Source organism: Alteromonas alvinellae (genome assembly GCF_902705805.1).
In genome coordinates this window covers 68957-89092 of sequence record NZ_CACSIH010000262.1, presented here as the reverse complement: position 1 = coordinate 89092, position 20136 = coordinate 68957, and the positions used below count along the sequence as shown (strand labels likewise).

Here is a 20136-nt window from a genome sequence, read left to right as displayed (position 1 = left end):
CGTGTTGTATGAGAATCTTATCAATCAGCTGACTTACTACGAGCTACCGCCACGGCGAGATGACAGATTATATCCACGATGCGTTAAATCTAAACCGAGTAAGTACCCAGCTAAAAAGAAAAATGCCAGTCAGCTTAACTGACTGGCATTAGCCCCAGGGCTGCTTTTGTATTTTAATCTAAGTCTGTTTTTCCACACTTTTTCTCTGCGCTATTTCATTGTGCCGAAGTATTGCGACGAATCAGCGCAACAATAATTGATACTTCAAAATAAAAGTGAAGCATTCATCGTTTTTGTGAAGGATTTGCGACTTATTATTGCTAAGGAACTCGATATATACAGAACTTGAACCCCGCTATTCAATTTCCCGATATCACGCTTAAGTCCTCTTCAGGTGAGGTTGACGAACTTGCTGACAAACAAAAAGGATGTGACTAGAAAATGGTTATAGTCTTTTGGGGGGAAGCATTATCCAATGCTGTAGAGTATAAGAAATATTAATGCTATGCACTTCCAGCTGTATTTAAGGCTAGTTGAACATATGTTAAACAGGTACCTTTTAGAAATCAGCGAAGTAGCTTTCATCAAGACAGGCAAATTAATTGGGGCTCTTCATCATTAACGGGGGACATCCGCATTCATTAAACTGATTTTGCGAAGAATCATTTAATGGAGAGTACAGATGTCCCACGCAGGTACTATTTTAGGCATTAGTGAGTTAGAAATAGAACGTGTTCATCGACATGATTTTATTGAAGTGTGGGCGAAACCCACTAAAAAGCCGCTATGCAAGCATTGTGAGAGTCGACATTTACGCATAAAAGCCACACATAAGCGTACTGTGAAGCACACGCGCCAAGGTAATCACGTGCTAACGCTACATTTAAAGGTACCTAAGTATCATTGTCGATGCTGTGGGCGTTATTTCAGGCACCCTTTTGTTGGGATCCGGCCACGCTATCGGGCGTCGGAGTGCTTTCGCTTAGAAGTCTTTGAAGCGCACCACGGTGGTGTTACGCAGCGTGGTATCTCACGCACACATCGCATTAGTCCCACTACGGTAGAGCGTTGGTACCAATCACACATCAGCCAAAAATATAAAGAGATTATCAGTCGTCCCTGCCCAGAGATGCTGGGGATAGATGAACACTTTTTTACCCGTAAGAAGGGTTATGCGACGACGTTTGTAGATTTACGACATCGTAGTGTGTTTGATGTAAAACTGGGGCGCTCTGAATTAAGTTTACGCTCGTACTTGCGCCATCTTCCCAATAAAGAAAACGTTAAGCTCATCGCGATGGATTTATCGGAAACCTATCGTGGTATTGCCAAACGTTATTTCCCTAATGCTACGATAGTCGCTGACCGTTTTCATGTGGTGCGCTTGATAAACTATCACTTCTTAAAAGCGTGGCAGCAACACCACCCTGAAGGACGTAAAAATCGGGGTCTACTTAGTTTGATGCGACGACATCAATGGCATTTAAGCGAAGAGAAAAACAGCAATCTACAACGCTACTTAGCTGACTATCCGGTGTTGAAAACACTGTATGAGATCAAACAGAAGCTCATCAGGTATATGCTGTTAAAGACTATGAATGAAAAACGAATGGAGAAGACATTACCGAGGTTCTTAGACTTGCTTGAACAGTTACATCACAGTCCACTTCGTGCACTGGCCAATACCTTAACTTCGTGGTTGCAACCTATCATCACCATGTGGCGCTTTACACGAAACAACGGGAGCACTGAAGGCTTCCACAACAAAATGGAAATGATATCGAGAAGAGCGTATGGTTTTAGAAACTTTGAAAATTATCGAATAAGAGTGATGACCCATTGTGCTATGCCGGTTACCGGATGGGATGGTGTTATCAATCGTGTAGGGTGAATGCTCATCCCCCGTTTATGGGGTAGAGCCTTATTTGATAAGGGTGAGGAAGTTGGTCGGTGTGAGAGGATTTGAACCTCCGACCCCTGACACCCCATGACAGTGCGCTACCAGGCTGCGCTACACACCGACCGAAAGAGCGGATAAGTCTACTCAAATTTGTTCACAATGCAACGGAATTTAGCAATAAGCCTGTTTAAGCGCTCAATTGCTAACCATCTTTGCAAATTTCTGCACCAAAACACCTAGTTGCCGTTTTTTTGATATCAGGCCAAAGTGACGTAGCACACTGCGGTTACCACTAAGGCCACCAGCATGTTAAGCATTATTCCTTCTCTGGCCATGGTTTTAATATCGAACTTTTCCGTTGAGTACGCAATGGCGTTAGGCGCTGTTGCTACTGGCAGCATAAAAGCGCAACTTGCGCTAATTGCCGCGGGGATCATCAACAACTTAGGATCTACGCCCACAGCCATACCCGCGGCCGCTAGAATTGGCATTAGTAGTGTAGATGTTGCCGTGTTTGAAGTAATTTCAGTAAGAAAGGTTACAAACAAGCAAATGCCCAGTACAAGTAGTAATACTGGTAAGGTTGCAAGCCCTGTTAACCATGAGCCCATTAATACGCTTAAGCCCGATGACATAAACGCTTTGGCAATACAAATACCGCCGGCAAACAATAACAACATACCCCACGGAATATCATTCGCGGTTTTCCAATCTAGCAGCTTATCGCGGTTGCCTTTTGCGTCTACTTCACCGTTATCATTGCCGCTATTGGTGAAAAACATGGCGGCAACACCCGCAACGGCTATAGTGCTATCACTGATAGTAGTTACCCCTATCCATGCAGTCCAAAAAGGTCTGAATATCCATGCCATTGCTACCGTACCGAAAATGGCAAGTACACGCTTTTCGGCCTTTGTCCATGCGCTAGGTACAGGCAAATCTATGTGGCCCACTTCTTTAATACCGCGCGCTAACCACAAGGCCATGATAGGCACACCTAGTATTACGATTGGTACACCTGTTTTCATCCAGTCGATAAAGCTGTATTCAATACCTTGGGTCTCTTCATACACGCTCATAAAGATAATGTTAGGTGGCGTCCCAATCGGTGTCCCTACCCCACCTAAGCTTGCCGAATAAGCAATACCAAGTATTAGCGCCACGCCAAATCGCGGGTTGTCTACTGCATTGATAATAGCGATAGCCATTGGCAACATCATTAACACCGTGGCGGTGTTACTAATCCACATACTGAGTACTGCGGTTGTTAACATGAAGCCCAGTACCAGCTTAAGCGGGCTGCCGCTGCCCGTTACACGTAGCATGTAAATGGCGAAACGCTTGTGTAAGTTAGCGCGCTCCAACCCTTTTGAAAGCATGAAAGCAGCCATTAATAGAATGATAACGTGGCTTCCGAGAGCAGAGGCAGCTTCGCTGTGAGACAACACACCAAATAACGGGAATAACGCGAATGGCAGAAGCGAAGTAGCGGGAATAGGAAGCGCTTCGGTTACCCAAAGTACTGCTACAAAAAGGGTAATCGCAGCGGTAAATATAATTTCGCTGGGCTGATTTACAACCCACAAGCCCATACCGCTTAGAACAGAGGCGATAAACGCGAAAAGAATAATACTGTTCTTGCGTGTTGGCTGTCGTTGTTGAGTATCTGAAGAAGGTTCAGGGTTTGTGTGCATTGCGCTTCCCGTTACTAATCGCTTTATTATAAGTGCTAGGGCCTTAGCTACTGGCCCTTTTTATTGCTCTTATAGTTTCTATCAGTAATTAGCGGGAAACGCACGAGGCTTTTCCAAAAAAGTGGTATTTAAGTTGATTTACTTACTTTCGTCGTCAGACGAGATTCGGCTGGCTACTGCGCCTGCTTGGCCTTTGTATTTAGCATCAACTCTGGCGTTGTAAGGTTTTTCAGCTGGCGCCGATAGCACCTCAAAGCTAAGTGCCCCTATTTTCATTTTAGGGCGAAGCGCTAGCGGTAACTTACCACTGTTGTAAAACTCAAGAACGATGTTGCCCGACCAGCCTGGATCTATTCGATGCGCGGTCACGTGCACCATCAAGCCCAAACGCGCAAGCGAAGAACGCCCGTCTAACCAACCTACGATGTTGTCAGGCAAGGTTACTGACTCGTGGGTAATAGCAAGCGCCAGTTCCCCGGGGTGTAGAAAGAAGGCTTTACCCTCTTCTAGTTCAATTTCATCGCTCATTACGTGGTCCAGCGCTTCTTGAACCTGTGCTTTCGGCCCACTTAAATCGATATACGGCGCTTGGTGATCTTCAAACACGCGAAATTTATTACCTAGGCGGATATCTACCGTTACACCACTTATTTGATCGTAGCTGGGTGTAGGGTCAATTTTAATTTTTCCATCTTGCAGATGTTGGTAGATATCGCGGTCGCACAAGCGCATGGTGTATTCCTCATTTCGTTAGGCCGCTATTATGCGTATGTCGCCGCATGCATTCAACTGCTCAAAGGCTTGTTTTATCTGCTTTTGCGCAATTTTCGTATAGTTTTATCAAATTTTAAATTTAAGCAATCGAACCTGACTATAATTCACCTTTACTACACCTGTCTGAATTTACCTATCCGTCGGGCATTCCTGATATTTGTTACCTAGATATTTCAAGCTAGTTACTCTTTACCAACAATGCCAATAGGGTTGCCTTTGATGTGTTTAACGGCCCCTTTGCGTGGCTTAACAGTAAGGGCCAATTGCATAGACAGCGCGCGAGCAGCCTCACGATAGCTTTCACTTAATGCACTCTCGGGCGAGGTAATTAACAAAGGCGTGCCGGCATCGCCATGTTCGCGAATATGAATATCAAGAGGTAGCTGACCTAAAAGCGGCAGTCCGTGACGTTCGGCAAGTGCCTCGCCCCCATCTTTTGAAAACACATAGTCTTTGGTGCCACAGGCTCTACACTGGTAGTAACTCATGTTTTCAATAAGTCCTAATACAGGTACGTTAACTTTTTCAAACATGCTTATGCCTTTTTGAGCGTCGGCTAGCGCTAAGTCCTGCGGCGTTGTAACGACTACTGAAGCGGTTAGTGGAACTTGTTGCGCCATTGTCAGTTGGATATCGCCGGTACCCGGTGGCATATCTACAATTAAGTAGTCCAGCACGGGCCATAGGGTTTCATCTAATAATTGCTTTAATGCCCTGCTTGCCATGGGTCCGCGCCATACGGCGGCGTCTTCTTGAGGCACTAGGTAACCAATGGAGTTCGCCACTATTCCATGTGACATAAGGGGCTGCATGTGCTTATTATCTTCGCTTTCAGGATGTGCATCGGGATTACCTAACATAATGGGAATTGATGGCCCATAAATATCGGCATCTAAAATCCCAACTTTCGCGCCTTCCTGCATAAGTGCAAACGCTAAATTGATACTGGTTGTCGACTTACCTACCCCGCCCTTGCCAGAAGCCACAGCTATGATGTTTTTAATGTTGGTGACCGGCGCTACTTCTGTTTCTCCACTTGCTACGTTTTGTTTAAACGTAAGTTGGTCATCGTCAAGCTTCCCTTTAAGTTGGTTAAGCACTTCTTGTTTAAGCCGGTCTAGCTGTGTAGCAATACAGAACGGCAAGGTAACTGTTACACCGGCATCTTCATTTTCTGGCTGGCTAAAAGCACACCATGGCAAGGTATCTTCAACATCTAACGAAAAATACTTGGCCAAAATTACAGCAACTTTTTGAGTTGCCGGCTCTGCTTTGCGAGAAAAGAACATAAAATGCCTTACTAGTAGTAGAATTGTGTGAATTACGTAATGCAAAAAACGCGGTTTTCCGCTAGTATTTGCAGCCATTTTGAAACGCAAAGAATCAATAACGTCATTATGTCAGAAAAACGCCGAATTCTGGTAACCAGTGCGTTGCCATACGCAAATGGCTCTATTCACTTAGGTCATTTGCTAGAACACATTCAAACCGACATCTGGACTCGTTTTCAGCGCCTTCGCGGAAACGAATGTTACAGTGTTTGCGCCGACGATGCACACGGTACGCCGGTTATGCTTAAAGCCCAAGAGCTTGGCATTACACCAGAAGAAATGGTGGCAAGAACGCGTGCTGAACATCACCAAGACCTTGTTGATTTTCACGTAGATTACGACAACTACTATGTAACCCATTCGCCAGAAAACAAGGCGCTGTGTGAAGAAATTTACACCCGTTTAGATAATGCGGGCTACATCAGTAAACGCACTATTAATCAACTGTTCGACCCTGAAAAAGAAATGTTCTTACCGGATCGTTTCGTTAAGGGTACCTGCCCTAGCTGTGGCGCAGAAGATCAAAACGGCGACAGCTGTGACGTATGTGGTGCAACGTATAGCCCAACAGAAGTAAAGAACCCGCGCAGCGTTGTATCGGGTGCTACACCAGTACTACGCGAGTCTGAGCACTTCTTCTTTGACCTGCCAAAATTTGAAGGCATGTTAAAAGAGTGGATCCGCTCAGGTGCTCTGCAGGAAGAAATAGCTAACAAGCTGCAAGAATGGTTTACCGAAGGTCTTCAACAGTGGGACATTAGCCGTGACGCGCCTTACTTCGGCTTTGAAATTCCAGGTGCGCCGAACAAGTTCTTCTACGTGTGGGTCGATGCACCTGTTGGCTACATGGCTAGTTTCAAAAACTTCTGCGACCAAAACAATCTAGAGTTTGATGACTTCTGGAAAGCAGACTCAGAAGCTGAGCTTTATCACTTTATTGGTAAAGATATTACTTACTTCCACTGCCTTTTCTGGCCTGCCATGCTAGAAGGCGCGGGATACCGTAAGCCCACTGGCGTAAATATTCACGGTTTCGTAACGGTGAACGGCGCGAAAATGTCAAAGTCGCGCGGTACCTTTATTAAAGGCCGTACTTACCTTGACCACCTGAACCCAGAATATCTGCGTTACTACTTTGCGTCTAAGTTAGGCGACGGTGTTACCGACATCGACCTTAACTTTACTGACTTCGCACAAAAAGTGAATTCAGACCTGGTAGGTAAAGTGGTTAACATTGCAAGCCGCTGTGCAAGCTTTATCACTAAGCGTTTTGACGGCAAATTATCTGACAACGTGATTGAGCCAGAGCTTATTGCTGAGTTCCAAAGCGCGTCAGAGAGCATTGCTGCACTTTTCGAGAAGCGTAAGTACCACCAAGCCGTGCGCGAAATCATGGCTCTTGCTGATAAAGCGAACCAGTTCATTGATAACAATGCACCTTGGGTAACCATTAAAGACGAGACTAAGCAGCAGTTCACACACGATGTATGCTCGCTAGGTATCAACATGTTCCGTCTGTTAGTGATTTACTTGAAGCCTGTGCTTCCTGTACTTGCAGAAAAAGCAGAAGAATTCTTAAACGATAAGTTCGACTGGAATTCGCTGCAAACCCTATTGAAAGGCCACGCCATCAACAAATTTAAGCCAATGATGCAGCGTGTAGAAATGGAGAAAATCGACGCCATGGTTGAAGATTCAAAAGAAAGCCTAGCGCCAGCAGCACCAGCTATCGACCCAGACAGCCCGCTTGCTAAAGATCCTATCAGTGACACTATCTCGTTTGACGAGTTCGCCAAGGTAGATTTACGTATTGCACGTATCGCTAACGCCGAGCACGTAGAAAAAGCTGACAAGCTTCTACGCTTAGAGCTGGATTTAGGCGGCGAAACAAAGCAAGTTTTTGCAGGTATTAAGTCGGCCTACTCTCCCGAAGCGCTTATTGGTAAGCACACGGTGATGGTGGCGAACCTCGCCCCTCGTAAAATGCGTTTTGGCATGAGTGAAGGCATGGTATTAGCCGCTGGCCCTGGCGGCGACGAGCTATACATTCTTGAGCCGCACGAAGGTGCAAAACCGGGTATGCGCGTTAAGTAAGCTTTAAAGCTAACATATGAAAGTAAGGTGACATTCAGCGCTAGAAAGCGACGGGATGTCACTTTTTTATTGGGCGGTTATTTAAACTCTTCAATTTTTAATACCCAATCCCGGCACAAGCACACAGCCGTATAAGCTCAGTAATCTCCCCCATCAGCTAGCTCCAACATTACTCACATGCTCTGCAACTTAATCCGCTATTTGCTATTGCCCTCTTGCCCTCTTGCCCTCTTGCCCTCTTGCAAAAGAGGCTACCGACTTCAAATCAACAAAAAAACTATTTCACTCGCATTAATTCACGGCGATCTATCATTCTTTCTTTAACGTAGTCAGGGTGTTTAATCATTGAAAGAGGTATTTATGGAAGATTTATTCGGGACTAATATCGATTTATCGGAATTAACCGAAAAAGCCATATCATTGGTGATGACTTACACCCCCAAATTGCTATTGGCTATTCTCACTTTGGTGGTGGGCCTTTGGTTAGTGAATCGTTTTGTAACTCTGTTGGATCACCGAATAGGTAAAAAGGACCCTACACTAAACAAATTTTTATGCGGGCTTATTAGTGCCGTTTTAAAAGTCATGTTGTTGATTTCTGTTGCCTCTATGATAGGTATTGAAACCACCTCATTTATTGCCGTGGTTGGGGCGGCAGGCTTGGCTATAGGTCTTGCATTACAAGGCAGCCTGGCTAATTTTGCTGGCGGTGTGCTAATTCTTATTTTCAAACCATTCAAAGTGGGTGATACCATTGAAGCGGAAGGTCATTTAGGTTCTGTTGCAGAGATACAAATTCTTTATACTGTAATCAACACCTTTGACAATAAGCGTGTTGTTATTCCCAACGGAAATCTATCTAATGCCACGTTAACTAACGTTAGCGTATACGATAAGCGTCGCTGCGACATGACATTTGGTATTGGCTACGATGACGATATCGACAAAGCAAAGAAAATTTTGCAACGTTTGTTTGAAGAGGACGAACGCTCATTGACCGAACCTGCACCGAGGATCTGTGTCGCTGGCTTAGGTGATAATTCAGTCGACCTGATGTTTAGGCCTTGGGTTGGCACAGATGATTTGTGGCCTTACTATTGGGATATGCAAGAAAAAGTTAAAAAAGCTTTTGATGAAGAAGGTATTAGCATTCCCTATCCACAGCGAGATGTGCATCTGTATAACGCAAGTAACGACTAAGTTCTGAATATGGAGATAGCGTGCCAAGCTATCTCCATCTCCCCTTCAGATTGGCTTATAGACGTTAAAGCTTGGGGTTTTGGTACAGCAACCAAGCAAATATCTAAGAGGGTTAACGCTTATTACGGCCTTTTAATTAAAAGCCTGGCCCGCTTTAAGTGCGAATGACATGAACATTAACACCACTAACGCAGCGTACGATTCACCGTGGAAGTCCTTACGCTTGCCCCTACCGCTGAAAAGCGCGGCTTTAAATTGCGTTTAGGTTTTATGGCCGTCATAGGGATTACCCGCTTTTTCGCGAGTATTACATATACAGCGCTGCACCAGGGCAAATAAGAAGATAAATAATCCTGAAGCTTAACCGCCCCTTTCCACTTTTGTTGAAAAAAGAGCGTTGAAAACATTATTTGGCGCTGTTCAACAATTTCAAATCCCAGCAACTGAAGCCAATCTTTAATGCGATATGACGTAAAAAAGCGAGCATCGTGCAAAATGTTTCCTCGTTTAACCGGTAGAAATTTGGCAATTCCAGCCAGACTTAACGGGTTAAAACCACTGATGATAACGTAACCGTTTTGCGTTATAACGCGGTCAACTTCGCGTAAAATCTCGTGAGGATCTTGCGCAAAATCTAATTCATTAGCTAACAGAAAACCATCAATGCTGTTTTCGGCAAAGGGTAAGCAGTGCGACTGCCCCACTACCGTGTTTCCTCGGCTTTTTTTCGGTTCGCCCGTGCCTTCGTTTAACGAAGTACCTGATGCTGAATTACGGTTGGAAAAGCCACCACTCCCATCGTCGTCATTTAGCTTGTCGCTAACTAGGTCATTAAACGGAACATGGTTGATATGGTGTCGAATTGGGCTGCTATGCAAATTGATCTCGGCACTTAGCGAACCTAGTTTGGCAAAGTGATACCCAAATATGCGCTCTGCATAATCGTTACACACAGTATTCACAGCATGTCTAATATGCTCGCCGGCAGGGAAATCATCCCAGTTTGAAGGATAGCGAGGCGGTTTGGTTTTAAACGCCGATCTCATTAACACTGCGCGCTCTTAGGTTGCTCTGCTCTTCACAAGCCCCTATAGTAACGCATAATTCTACCTACACAAGCAGGTACTCTAATGACGGCAGAAACACTTCCTTCAGGCGTAGCCATTCATCCTATTCCCGCTTTTACCGACAATTACATTTGGTGCATTTACAACGAAAGTAGCGCTATTGTTGTGGATCCGGGTGATGCTGAACCTGTGTTGGCTTTTCTAAAAGCTAAGGGCTTAACGCTTAGCGCAGTGCTTATTACCCATCATCATAGAGATCACACCGGTGGCATTGCGAAGCTAGTGTCAGCAGTACCCAATTTACCAGTAATAGGCCCCAGAGGTAACCATATACGAGGCATTACCAAATCGGTGGCACAAGGTGATACCGTTACACTTCCTGTGTTTAAAATGTCACTGCAAGTTATGGAAGTGCCAGGGCATACGCTTGACCATATTGCTTTCTTTGGGCATGGCGCCCTATTTTGCGGCGATACGCTTTTTTCAGCAGGTTGCGGAAGATTGTTTGAAGGTTCGCCAGAGCAAATGCATCATTCACTGAATAAGTTAAAGCGACTACCCGACGCCACGAAAGTGTTCTGTACACATGAGTATACTCAGGCTAATGTCCAGTTTGCTTTAGCCGTAGAGCCAGACAATAAGGCGCTGTGTGACTACGCACAGTGGGTGGCAGATAAACGCGCTCAAGGTCAGCCTACACTACCTAGTAATCTCAAAGAGCAAAAGAATATAAACCCATTTTTACGTGCTCATGAACTTTCTGTGAAAACTGCTGCCGAAGCCTATTGCGAAAATAACCTGGCTGACGATGTAGCTGTATTTGCTGCAGTTCGCCGCTGGAAAGATGAGTTTTGATGCAAAAGTAAACCGATTATCGTAATATTGCCGGTTTGCAGTGCTCCAAGAGGTTTCTTCATATATGCAGTTGAAGTTTTTTCCTCTATCGCCGTTGTTGTTGGCGATAGGTTTAACGGGTTGTCAGTTAACCGACGATAGTAGCGACAATGCACAATTAGAAAGTAACGAAACCGCTTCGCTAGAAGCGTGCAGTGAAATTCATAGCAACGAAGAAGCCATTTCAGATTGTGAATTAGCAAGAGATGGCGTTGTTGAAGTCGTTCACCCGAATGACGATACGCTAGAAGAAGGTGCCGAGCTTACCGATATACCTGACATGCATACGCAGGCGGTAGTTACTGACGTATGGGAACGTGCAAGCGCGAATTTCGCCTTAGCGATCCCTGACGACAAACGCATTAGCGCACAGCGTAAATGGTACCTGAAGCACCCAGAGTATATGGCTCGCGTTGTAAAACGTGCCAAGCCTTTTCTTTATTACATTACCGAAGAAATTGAAAAGCGCGACATGCCGATGGAGCTTGTGCTTTTACCAATAGTAGAAAGTGCTTTTGATCCCTTTGCTTATTCCCATGGCCGAGCGGCTGGTATGTGGCAGTTTATTCCTGGCACAGGCAAGCGCTTTGGTATGCAACAGAATTGGTGGTACGACGGACGTCGCGACGTTGTTGCGTCTACTCAAGGTGCACTTGACTACCTTACATACCTAAATGAAATGTTCGACGGAAATTGGCTTCATGCACTTGCTGCCTATAACAGCGGCGAAGGTCGTGTACAGCGAGCGATTAAAGCAAACAAACGTGCAGGAAAACCTACTGATTTCTGGAACCTGAATTTACCCAAGGAAACCCGTGCTTACGTACCTAAGTTATTAGCGCTTGCTGATATTCTTAAAAACAAAGATGAATATGCGTACTCATGGCCAGAAGTGGAAAACGTTGCCGTTATTGAAGTGGTTGATATTGGCTCTCAGGTCGATTTAGCGTTTGCTGCGGAACTTGCCGGTATGTCTTTAAAAGAGCTACACGGGTTAAACCCAGGGTTCAATCGTTGGGCAACGTCGCCAGAAGGACCCCATAGGTTGATACTTCCTTTAGACAAAGCGGCCGCTTTTTCCCAAGCACTGGCCAAAATTGATCAAAAGGAGCGATTGAACTGGGTGCGCCACTCGGTGAAGCCCGGCGACAGTTTAGGCAAAATCGCAAAGCAGTATCACACCACCGTGAAAGTTCTTAAAAAAGTGAATGAGCTCGACTCGTCCATGATCCGCGTGGGTCAAGCGATAATGGTACCAGTAGCACTTCAAGAACTGGACAGCTATACGTTATCTCAAGAGCAACGTCTCGCTAGCTTACAAAACGGTAACACGTCTAAGCAAAAAGTACGTCATACCGTACAATCTGGTGATACGCTTTGGGATATTGCCCGTAAGTACAATATAAGCACTAAACAGTTAGCTAAATGGAACGCTATGGCCCCTGGCGATATGCTTCACCCGGGCAAGACCTTAGTCATCTGGCAAGAAGGTAAAGCGCAAGACGGTGTTACCAAAAAAGTGACCTACACAGTAAGAAATGGCGATTCGTTATCTCGTATCGCCAGCAAGTTCAATGTGAGAGTAAGCGACATAGGCAGGTGGAATTCACTTAATACCAAGCGCTATCTACAACCTGGTCAGAAGCTAAAACTTTATGTAGACGTAACAAGGTTGAACGCATCAAGCTAACCTTTAATACTTAAAGTTCGATACTGTTCATGCACAACTGCATTTACGTTACGCTTTGAGTCAGAATACAGGATAAGGAAATGCTAAGAATTAACCGAGAAAATTTGCGAAACAGTCATGAAACGCCTTGGTTAATCTTAGATTTAGTCATGTTAGGTATACTTTTTGTGAACCTAACATGGCTCATTTTCGACGCCTTATACGCCACCGACTTTGTCTATGGTCTATTGGGCACGTATTTTCCCGCTTTTCTTAGTGCTTACGATCCTGTTCACAACAACTTTCTGTTGGTCGACTTGGTGTTTATCGCCATATTCTTCAGCGAATTTTGCTTCCGGTGGGTTGTAGCTATTGTGCGTAAAGAACACTTACGCTGGTACTTTTTTCCGTTTTTGCATTGGTACGACATCATAGGCCTAATCCCTACTGGACCTACCCGCCTATTTCGTTTCTTGCGCATATTTTCTATTTTGCACCGCCTGCACAAATTCGAAATCATCGACTTAAATCAAACTGCTGTCTTTCGTTTTTTTGCGTTTTACTACGATGTATTTGTTGAAGAGTTAAGCGACCGGATTGTTGTAAAGGTGCTAAGTGATGCGCAAAAAGACATCTCGGCAGGTTCGCCTTTATTAGACGATATCAACGCACAGGTACTGGCCCCCCGTCGCCCTGTGATAACCCAATGGATGGCTGGCGTTATTAACCATTTAGGCCAGTCTATTCAAAGCGAAGAGCACGGCGAGGTAATACGAGAGCACGTGCGCAAAAGCGTGGGTAAAGCGGTGAGAAGTAATGCGCAAGTCTCTTCCCTTCACTATCTACCTGTTATTGGCAAAACTATTGAAAATACATTGGAAGAATCGGTTACTGACATAGTTACCACATCGCTGGTTAATCTGTTAAGCGACTTAGACGCAGAGCACATCGACCATTTCATTTCGGTCGGCATGCACGACTATACCCCTACCGCCGATGCACTTGATAAAGAAGTACTTAACGTTGTAAACGAATGCTTAGAACTGGTGAAAGCACACGTTGCACAGCAGCGTTGGAAGTCACATCTTACCGAAAAAGAATCGGCTATTCCCGCTGGCAAGCCCGAAGTTTAATAAATTTGCAAAGCGGTGGAGTCAAGGTGAACGCTCACCAGTATTCTGTTCAGTCATTGTTCATACAAATAAGTTAATATAAAGTCCTTACGAATATAATTATAATGATTACAGGGATTTAAGATGAAAATCAAACGCCGCAGAACGTTCATCCGCTCATTTAACCACGCAATACTAGTAATTTGTATAACGGCATTTGCTTCGGGCTGCATGGTGATCTTGCCGACCTCTTCTATTTCTACCAACCAAGAACCTGAAAAAATAGTTGAGCGCATCGAATACAATGCAAACCGATGCTGGTCCACACTGCATAAGCCAATCCATAGCGATATAGTCGTAAACACGTACACAATACAAAACGGCTACAAACTCACGGCCAGTCGTAAAGAAGGGAGCACTCCGCAATATCCTTTTCTGCACGTCACCGTTACCCACTCAACCTACGGCAGCGAGGTATCTGTTCGAGAAGGTGAGTTTAACTTAGGTACAGACTTAAATTTAAGTGATGATGTAAATCGATGGATAAATGGCGACAATAGCTGTTAAGACTGATAAGACATACTATTTTTCAGTAGTAGACAGAATAATTCTCGTCTCACTATCAAGCACGCCTTTAACGCGAATAGTAAAGCCATTGATAAGCTAAGCATAGAAGCTATTAGCCGTTTCACCCTTACCAAATAAGAAAGCCCGCAAATGCGGGCTTTCTTGCTATCTAATAGCACTGCTGCTATTTAGGCTTTTCGCCAGGTCGTACCGCTTGGGCCATCTTCCAGCACTACACCTTTTGCGTTTAGTGCATCACGTGCAGCGTCTGCTGCTGCCCAGTCTTTCGCGGCACGGGCATCATTGCGCTGTTTAATCAAGGCTTCAATTTCAGCCGCTTCGTCGTCATTACCGTCACCACCTTTGAGGTAAGTATCTGGATCACTTTGAAGCATACCCAAAATGGCGCCCAGACCTTTGAGAACCGCTGCCAGTTTGCCCGCCACGTCAGCATTGTCTTTTTGACGGTTAAGTTCACGTGCCACGTCGAACAACACCGAAAAAGCTTCAGGCACGTTAAGGTCATCATTCATAGCCGCTTCGAAACGTGCTAAGTAGCCACCGTAGCCAAGGTCAGTGCTTTCATCTACTTCAACACCACGAAGTGCAGTATACAAACGCTCTAGGGCCGCTTTTGCTTGAGTGATGTTGTCTTGCGAGTAGCTTAACTGACTACGATAATGCGCCGACATTAAAAAGAAACGCAAGGTTTCTGAATCGTGTTCTTTAAGCACATCGCGCAAGGTAAAGAAGTTGCCTAACGACTTAGACATCTTTTCATCATTAACCTGTACCATACCTGCGTGCATCCACACGTTTACGTAAGGTGTGTCATACGCGCAGCACGATTGAGCCACTTCATTTTCGTGATGAGGGAAGGTTAAATCTGAGCCACCGCCGTGAATATCAAAGTGCGCACCAAGGTGCTTGTGGTTCATCGCTGAACACTCAATATGCCAACCTGGGCGACCTTTGCCCCATGGTGACTGCCATGCTGGTTCTCCCGGCTTGGTGGTCTTCCACAATACGAAGTCTAGCGGGTCGTCTTTACCTGCCGCCACTTCAACACGTGCACCGGCTTTGAGCTGATCTAAGTCTTGTTTGCTTAACTTACCGTAGTCTTCATACTTGCTTACATCGAATAGCACATCGCCGCTTTTAGCTTGATAGGCGTAGCCTTTGTCAATTAAACGCTGGATGATTTCAATAATCTCATCCATGTGGCCACTTACTGTCGGTTCAACGTCTGGCTCTAGTAAGTTAATCGCCGCAAAATCTTCGTGCATCATGGCAATAGTGCGTGCAGTAAGCGCCTCAAAGCTTTCGCCATTTTCATTGGCGCGAGCAATAATCTTATCGTCGATATCGGTGATATTGCGCACGTACTTCACATCTAAACCAAGGTGGCGCATGTAGCGTACCAAAACATCGAAACTTAGGTAAGTACGGGCATGACCCATGTGACTTAGGTCATAAACGGTAATACCACACACATACAAACCCACCTTCCCTTCTTGAAGCGGAACAAACTTCGCTTTTTCACGGGTTCGGGTATTGTAAAGATGTAGCATGTCGATATTTCCTATTTTTCGTAATTTTTTCGGCCGCAAAGTTTAGCACTGTCACGATTTAAATGGTACAAGCCTTTTACAGCGTTTATTGCCGTGATACCTCTTACCCATCTCTTTGCGCTGGCTACTCGTTTTGCGCTAAAATGAGCGCACATTATATGTTTGCTAACACACAGGACACACCACAATGGTTACGTTAAAAACAAATTTCGGTGACATCACCCTAGAGCTTTTCGAAGATAAAGCGCCAAAAACCGTCGCTAACTTCCTTTCTTACGTTGAAGACGGCTTTTTTGATAACACAATTTTTCACCGTGTAATTAATAACTTTATGATCCAAGGTGGTGGTTTTACGCCAGATATGGACCAAAAAGATACAAAAGATCCGATTGAAAACGAAGCAGACAACGGTGTTGCCAACGAAGTAGGTACTATCGCGATGGCGCGCACACAAGACCCACACTCTGCTACAGCACAGTTTTTTATTAATGTGAACAACAACGACTTCCTTAACCATACTAGCAAGTCTGTCAATGGTTGGGGATACTGTGCCTTTGGTAAAGTAACTGAAGGTATGGACGTGGTAGAGAAGATTAAAGCCGTTAAAACCGGTAACCACGGTTATCACCAAGATGTACCTGTTGAGCCAGTTATCATTGAAAAAGCAGTGGTTGCTTAAGCGGCCCGTCTAACGCTTAACTAAATATTGGCTTGATTAGCATGTTCTTCAACATGCTTTCGGCCCCTAGTTAAAAGCAAGCCGCGTTATTGCTAACGCGGCTTTTTAAACCACACTTAAGAAGATTTATGTCGTTCACCTACTTCATTGCCGATTTACACCTAAGTGCCGACCGCCCAGATATTACAGAATGCTTATTGCGATTTTTAGCAGAAGATGCAGTTAACGCCGACGCACTCTATGTTCTTGGTGATTTGTTTGAAGTTTGGATTGGAGACGATAACGTCACCCCGTTTAACACAGCCATAGCGGCAGCCTTTAAAGAAGTGAGTCAGCACTGCCCCATTTACTTTATTCACGGCAATCGCGATTTCGCTATACGGGAAAAGTGGCTATCAAAAGCTGGAATGACACTATTAAACGAACAAGAAGTTATAGATCTTTACGGCACGCCTACCCTGCTGACTCATGGTGACGAGCTTTGTACTCGCGACGTTGCCTATCAAAAGTTTCGCAAGAAATCCCGTGGATGGTGGTGGCCTCGATTAATGCTTGCCCTACCATTATGGTATCGCCAGCGTGTTGCGGACAATGGCCGCGCAGAGAGCAAAGCTAAGCAACAAAACCTTAAGCCAGATATTATGGATGTAACCCCAGAAGAGGTAGTAAAAGTGATGGAGAAATGGGGTGTGCAACGCATGATCCACGGCCATACACACAGACCAAACGTCCACAGCCTTGAAGCTAATGGCAAACCTGCAACGCGTATTGTTCTTGGAGATTGGTATGACCAAGGCAGTGTGTTGAAGGTTACTGAAAATGACGTGATGCTGCAAAAGCATAACTTCAGCTAGCGTAAAAGCGCGACCCATAATTATTTGTTACAAACTAGCCCAAAGTACATGTGTTGCGAACTGGCTTAATTTTTGTTCTGTGGTATAAAGAATAAAAGCAAGTTAGTCATCATGGACGGTGTAAATGACAGATGTTCTTCTTTCCCCTGCAAATTTCTGGTTCAGCATTGCGCTTATAGCCGTATTTTTCGTTTTTATTTTAGAGCTTGTTAGTACAGTGTTTGGCGCAAGCCTTTTAGGGCTTGGCGACGACTTTGCAGAATTAGATGGCGATGGATTTCTCAATACCTCGTTTGCTAACTGGCTAAATATCAATAAAGTTCCCTTTTTAATATACTTGATAGTATTGCTTACAATATTCGGGCTTCTTGGCCTAATTATAAATGGCATTACAGCAAGTGTACTAAGCTTTACGCTACCCACGCTCCTATCTGTTACCCTCGCTTTTTTTATTGGGCTACTGGTTACAGCAAAAACTGTAAAGATTATTGCAGGTGTATTGCCTAGCGTAGAATCTAGTGCGGTGAACAGCGAGGATTTTATAGGCTCCGTAGCCGAAATCACCATTGGAAAAGCAAGCCGCGGTAACCCGGCAGAAGCCAAGTTCACCGACCATTATTCTCAGCCTCATTTTGTGTTAGTTGAACCATTCGAAGATGAAGAATTGTTCGCACAGGGAGAGCGCGTCATTTTAGTTCAGAAAAACCAACACAGCTGGTTAGCAACCCGCTACCTATAACCTAAAAGAGATAAAAGTATGGATACAATTCAACCATCTAGCTTGCCGTCAATACTCTTTATTGCCGGTGCTATTGTTGTAGGGCTTATCGTTATTGGCCTTATATTCGCTAAACTCTACACACGAGCTACAAAAGAAACGGCGTTCGTAAGAACCGGGTTAGGTGGCGAGAAAGTGATCAAGGACGGTGGCGCTTTGGTTCTTCCTGTGGTTCACGAAATTATTCCGGTGAACATGAATACCCTTCGTATAGAAGTAGAGAAAATTCAAAAAGACGCGCTTATTACAAAAGACCGCATGCGTGTGGACGTAAAAGCCGACTTCTATCTACGTGTAGCGCCGAATGCCAACGGCATCTCAATGGCTGCGCAAACGCTAGGTACTCGCACCACCCGCGCTGAAGAAGTAAAAAAATTAATGGAGTCAAAGTTTGTAGACGTACTGCGTGCCGTAGCTGCTGAAATGAGCATGACAGAGATGCACGAACAGCGTGCTGATTTCGTACAAAAAGTTCAGCAAAGTGTGGCTAACGACCTAGAGAAGAACGGTTTAGAACTTGAATCGGTAAGCTTAACCGGGTTCGACCAAACAGACCTGCAGTTCTTTAACGAAAACAATGCGTTCGATGCAGAAGGTCGCGCTCGTCTGACCAAAATCATTGAAGAAAAACGCAAAGAAACTAACGACATCCAGCAAGAAAACCGTATTTTCATTGAGCAGCGCAACTTAGCGGCCGAAAAACAATCTTTAGACGTAAAGCGCGATGAAGAAGAGGCCCGACTAGCGCAAGAGCAGGTACTTGCTTTTAAACGCCAAGAGCAAAAAGCTGAAATTGCCAAACAACGTGAAATGAAAGAACGAGAAGAGCGCGAAGCAGAAATTGCTAAAAACCGCGCTATTGAAGCAGCTGAAATTGAGAAATCTCGTGAAATAGAAACGCAAGAAATTGCTAAGCGCCAAGCGCTAGAACAAGCTCGTATACGCCAGCAGCAGGAAGTTGAGGTTTCAGAGCAAATAAAACAAATTGCTGTTGCGACTAAGTCGGAAGAAGAGTCTGCAGCTCGCGCTAAAGCCGCTGAAGCTGAAAAGCAAAAAGTGGAAAAAGAAGAAGCAGTGCTTACCGCTAAATCGGTAGCAGAAGCTGAGCGTAAGAAGCAAATTGAAGTTATTGATGCGCGTAAAGAAGCTGAACGTGAAGCAGTGGGCATAACCGTTGAAGCACAGGCTAAGAAAGAAGCGGCTGAAAACTCTGCTGCCGCAATTCTTACCGAGGCCAAAGCTGCAGCCGATGCGAAAATGCTACAAGCCGACGCTGATGAAAAAGTACTTGCCGTTGAAGCGCAGGGTAAACAAGCCCTTTACGAAGCTGAGAATACTCTTAAAACCGAGCAAATTGAGCTACAAAAGGCCCTTGCGATGCTCAAGATACTGCCGGAACTTGTTGCACAAGCGGTTAAGCCTCTTGAAAACATTGAAGGTATTAAAATTCTCCAAGGGTACGGTCAGGGTAGCGGCGCTAATGGTGAGCATACTGTTGCAACCTCAAGTAACGGCCTTGCAGAGCAGGTAACACAGGCAGCGCTAAATTATCGTGCTAACGCCCCTCTGGTAGATTCTATGCTGCGGGAAGTAGGTTTAGTCGATGCCGACAAAGGCTCTTTAGCAGACTTGGTTACCGGCAACAGCGATATATTGGCTAAAGCCGGTGCAGTTAAGCCTAAGCCCGTTGTGACTGCACCAGAAAACCTAAATGGTCGAAAAGTTCAGGAAGAGCACCCTGCTGATTAATTCATTACTAGGCCTGTTGACCTTTGTTTTACATTTTTGCAGCGGCCTGTGTCTGCCTAGTAAAATAAGATATATAGATACCCCAAGCCCTGTTATTTAACAGGGCTTTTTGTTTAGCCTCGTTTTTACGAGTAACATCTGATTTGGCAGTTTCAATTCTAATCGCTTCTAGGTATTGTTAACTATTGCCAATATGCTTAGCG

Annotated in this window: 16 protein-coding genes and 1 tRNA gene; 11 read left to right on the top strand and 6 right to left on the bottom strand. The window is 44.9% G+C overall.

Annotation, left to right across the window (positions count from 1 at the left end):
• The first annotated feature begins 682 nt into the window (after positions 1-682).
• Entirely contained in the window at positions 683-1891 is a 1209-nt protein-coding gene (locus ACX5KA_RS20835; RefSeq protein ID WP_458732117.1) for an ISL3 family transposase, read from the top strand.
• A 53-nt stretch (positions 1892-1944) separates the two neighbouring features.
• Here the strand turns inward: ACX5KA_RS20835 and ACX5KA_RS20830 are convergent.
• The 4 genes from ACX5KA_RS20830 to apbC form a co-directional block, all read right to left on the bottom strand.
• A tRNA-Pro gene (locus ACX5KA_RS20830) sits at positions 1945-2021 on the bottom strand.
• Between the two features lie 136 nt (positions 2022-2157).
• Positions 2158-3594, bottom strand: a complete 1437-nt coding sequence (locus ACX5KA_RS20825) for an SLC13 family permease (RefSeq protein WP_039216624.1) — start codon at positions 3592-3594, stop codon at positions 2158-2160.
• A gap of 138 nt (positions 3595-3732) precedes the next feature.
• Positions 3733-4326, bottom strand: a complete 594-nt coding sequence (gene dcd / locus ACX5KA_RS20820) for a dCTP deaminase (protein ID WP_014979644.1) — start codon at positions 4324-4326, stop codon at positions 3733-3735.
• Positions 4327-4550: 224 nt separating this feature from the next.
• Entirely contained in the window at positions 4551-5657 is a 1107-nt protein-coding gene (apbC, locus tag ACX5KA_RS20815; protein WP_458732116.1) for an iron-sulfur cluster carrier protein ApbC, read from the bottom strand.
• 108 nt (positions 5658-5765) lie between these two features.
• Here apbC and metG point away from each other — a divergent pair, with 108 nt between their 5' ends.
• Positions 5766-7793, top strand: a complete 2028-nt coding sequence (gene metG, locus ACX5KA_RS20810; RefSeq protein ID WP_039216629.1) for a methionine--tRNA ligase — start codon at positions 5766-5768, stop codon at positions 7791-7793.
• A gap of 360 nt (positions 7794-8153) precedes the next feature.
• On the top strand, positions 8154-8993 hold the full coding sequence (locus tag ACX5KA_RS20805; RefSeq protein WP_039222609.1) for a mechanosensitive ion channel family protein: 840 nt from the start codon (positions 8154-8156) through the stop codon (positions 8991-8993).
• Positions 8994-9178: 185 nt separating this feature from the next.
• On the opposite strand, the gene ACX5KA_RS20800 is transcribed toward ACX5KA_RS20805, so the two are convergent.
• Positions 9179-10039, bottom strand: coding sequence for a class I SAM-dependent methyltransferase (locus ACX5KA_RS20800; protein WP_039222612.1), 861 nt, complete (start codon positions 10037-10039; stop codon positions 9179-9181).
• 84 nt (positions 10040-10123) lie between these two features.
• On the opposite strand from ACX5KA_RS20800, the gene gloB reads away from it, so the two are divergent.
• The 4 genes from gloB to ACX5KA_RS20780 all read left to right on the top strand — a co-directional run bounded on the left by gloB (position 10124) and on the right by ACX5KA_RS20780 (position 14302).
• Positions 10124-10915 (top strand): hydroxyacylglutathione hydrolase, encoded by a 792-nt coding sequence (gene gloB, locus ACX5KA_RS20795; protein ID WP_039222617.1) that lies wholly within the window; start codon positions 10124-10126, stop codon positions 10913-10915.
• Positions 10916-10979: 64 nt separating this feature from the next.
• Positions 10980-12644 (top strand): lytic transglycosylase, encoded by a 1665-nt coding sequence (locus tag ACX5KA_RS20790; RefSeq protein ID WP_458732115.1) that lies wholly within the window; start codon positions 10980-10982, stop codon positions 12642-12644.
• Positions 12645-12724: 80 nt separating this feature from the next.
• Positions 12725-13756, top strand: coding sequence for an ion transporter (locus ACX5KA_RS20785; protein WP_458732114.1), 1032 nt, complete (start codon positions 12725-12727; stop codon positions 13754-13756).
• A gap of 123 nt (positions 13757-13879) precedes the next feature.
• Positions 13880-14302, top strand: a complete 423-nt coding sequence (locus ACX5KA_RS20780; RefSeq protein WP_458732113.1) for a halomucin — start codon at positions 13880-13882, stop codon at positions 14300-14302.
• A gap of 188 nt (positions 14303-14490) precedes the next feature.
• On the opposite strand, the gene cysS is transcribed toward ACX5KA_RS20780, so the two are convergent.
• On the bottom strand, positions 14491-15873 hold the full coding sequence (gene cysS / locus ACX5KA_RS20775) for a cysteine--tRNA ligase (RefSeq protein ID WP_458732112.1): 1383 nt from the start codon (positions 15871-15873) through the stop codon (positions 14491-14493).
• A 187-nt stretch (positions 15874-16060) separates the two neighbouring features.
• Between cysS and ACX5KA_RS20770 the strand changes: the two genes are divergently transcribed.
• The 4 genes from ACX5KA_RS20770 to ACX5KA_RS20755 all read left to right on the top strand — a co-directional run bounded on the left by ACX5KA_RS20770 (position 16061) and on the right by ACX5KA_RS20755 (position 19933).
• Entirely contained in the window at positions 16061-16552 is a 492-nt protein-coding gene (locus ACX5KA_RS20770) for a peptidylprolyl isomerase (protein WP_239247459.1), read from the top strand.
• Between the two features lie 128 nt (positions 16553-16680).
• Entirely contained in the window at positions 16681-17406 is a 726-nt protein-coding gene (gene lpxH / locus ACX5KA_RS20765) for a UDP-2,3-diacylglucosamine diphosphatase (protein ID WP_458732111.1), read from the top strand.
• 124 nt (positions 17407-17530) lie between these two features.
• Positions 17531-18145, top strand: a complete 615-nt coding sequence (locus ACX5KA_RS20760) for an OB-fold-containig protein (protein WP_039222630.1) — start codon at positions 17531-17533, stop codon at positions 18143-18145.
• An 18-nt stretch (positions 18146-18163) separates the two neighbouring features.
• The gene (locus tag ACX5KA_RS20755; RefSeq protein ID WP_039222632.1) at positions 18164-19933 is read left to right on the top strand and encodes a flotillin family protein; all 1770 of its coding nucleotides are present in this window, start codon (positions 18164-18166) and stop codon (positions 19931-19933) included.
• Positions 19934-20136: the final 203 nt, after the last annotated feature.

Excerpts from the sequence above, each read along its gene's own strand:
- ACX5KA_RS20835 (WP_458732117.1), top strand. The coding sequence starts at position 683 with ATGTCCCACGCAGGTACTATTTTAGGCATTAGTGAGTTAGAAATAGAA.
- ACX5KA_RS20825 (WP_039216624.1), bottom strand. The coding sequence starts at position 3,594 with ATGCACACAAACCCTGAACCTTCTTCAGATACTCAACAACGACAGCCA.
- dcd (WP_014979644.1), bottom strand. The coding sequence starts at position 4,326 with ATGCGCTTGTGCGACCGCGATATCTACCAACATCTGCAAGATGGAAAA.
- apbC (WP_458732116.1), bottom strand. The coding sequence starts at position 5,657 with ATGTTCTTTTCTCGCAAAGCAGAGCCGGCAACTCAAAAAGTTGCTGTA.
- metG (WP_039216629.1), top strand. The coding sequence starts at position 5,766 with ATGTCAGAAAAACGCCGAATTCTGGTAACCAGTGCGTTGCCATACGCA.
- ACX5KA_RS20805 (WP_039222609.1), top strand. The coding sequence starts at position 8,154 with ATGGAAGATTTATTCGGGACTAATATCGATTTATCGGAATTAACCGAA.
- ACX5KA_RS20800 (WP_039222612.1), bottom strand. The coding sequence starts at position 10,039 with ATGAGATCGGCGTTTAAAACCAAACCGCCTCGCTATCCTTCAAACTGG.
- gloB (WP_039222617.1), top strand. The coding sequence starts at position 10,124 with ATGACGGCAGAAACACTTCCTTCAGGCGTAGCCATTCATCCTATTCCC.
- ACX5KA_RS20790 (WP_458732115.1), top strand. The coding sequence starts at position 10,980 with ATGCAGTTGAAGTTTTTTCCTCTATCGCCGTTGTTGTTGGCGATAGGT.
- ACX5KA_RS20785 (WP_458732114.1), top strand. The coding sequence starts at position 12,725 with ATGCTAAGAATTAACCGAGAAAATTTGCGAAACAGTCATGAAACGCCT.
- ACX5KA_RS20780 (WP_458732113.1), top strand. The coding sequence starts at position 13,880 with ATGAAAATCAAACGCCGCAGAACGTTCATCCGCTCATTTAACCACGCA.
- cysS (WP_458732112.1), bottom strand. The coding sequence starts at position 15,873 with ATGCTACATCTTTACAATACCCGAACCCGTGAAAAAGCGAAGTTTGTT.
- ACX5KA_RS20770 (WP_239247459.1), top strand. The coding sequence starts at position 16,061 with ATGGTTACGTTAAAAACAAATTTCGGTGACATCACCCTAGAGCTTTTC.
- lpxH (WP_458732111.1), top strand. The coding sequence starts at position 16,681 with ATGTCGTTCACCTACTTCATTGCCGATTTACACCTAAGTGCCGACCGC.
- ACX5KA_RS20760 (WP_039222630.1), top strand. The coding sequence starts at position 17,531 with ATGACAGATGTTCTTCTTTCCCCTGCAAATTTCTGGTTCAGCATTGCG.
- ACX5KA_RS20755 (WP_039222632.1), top strand. The coding sequence starts at position 18,164 with ATGGATACAATTCAACCATCTAGCTTGCCGTCAATACTCTTTATTGCC.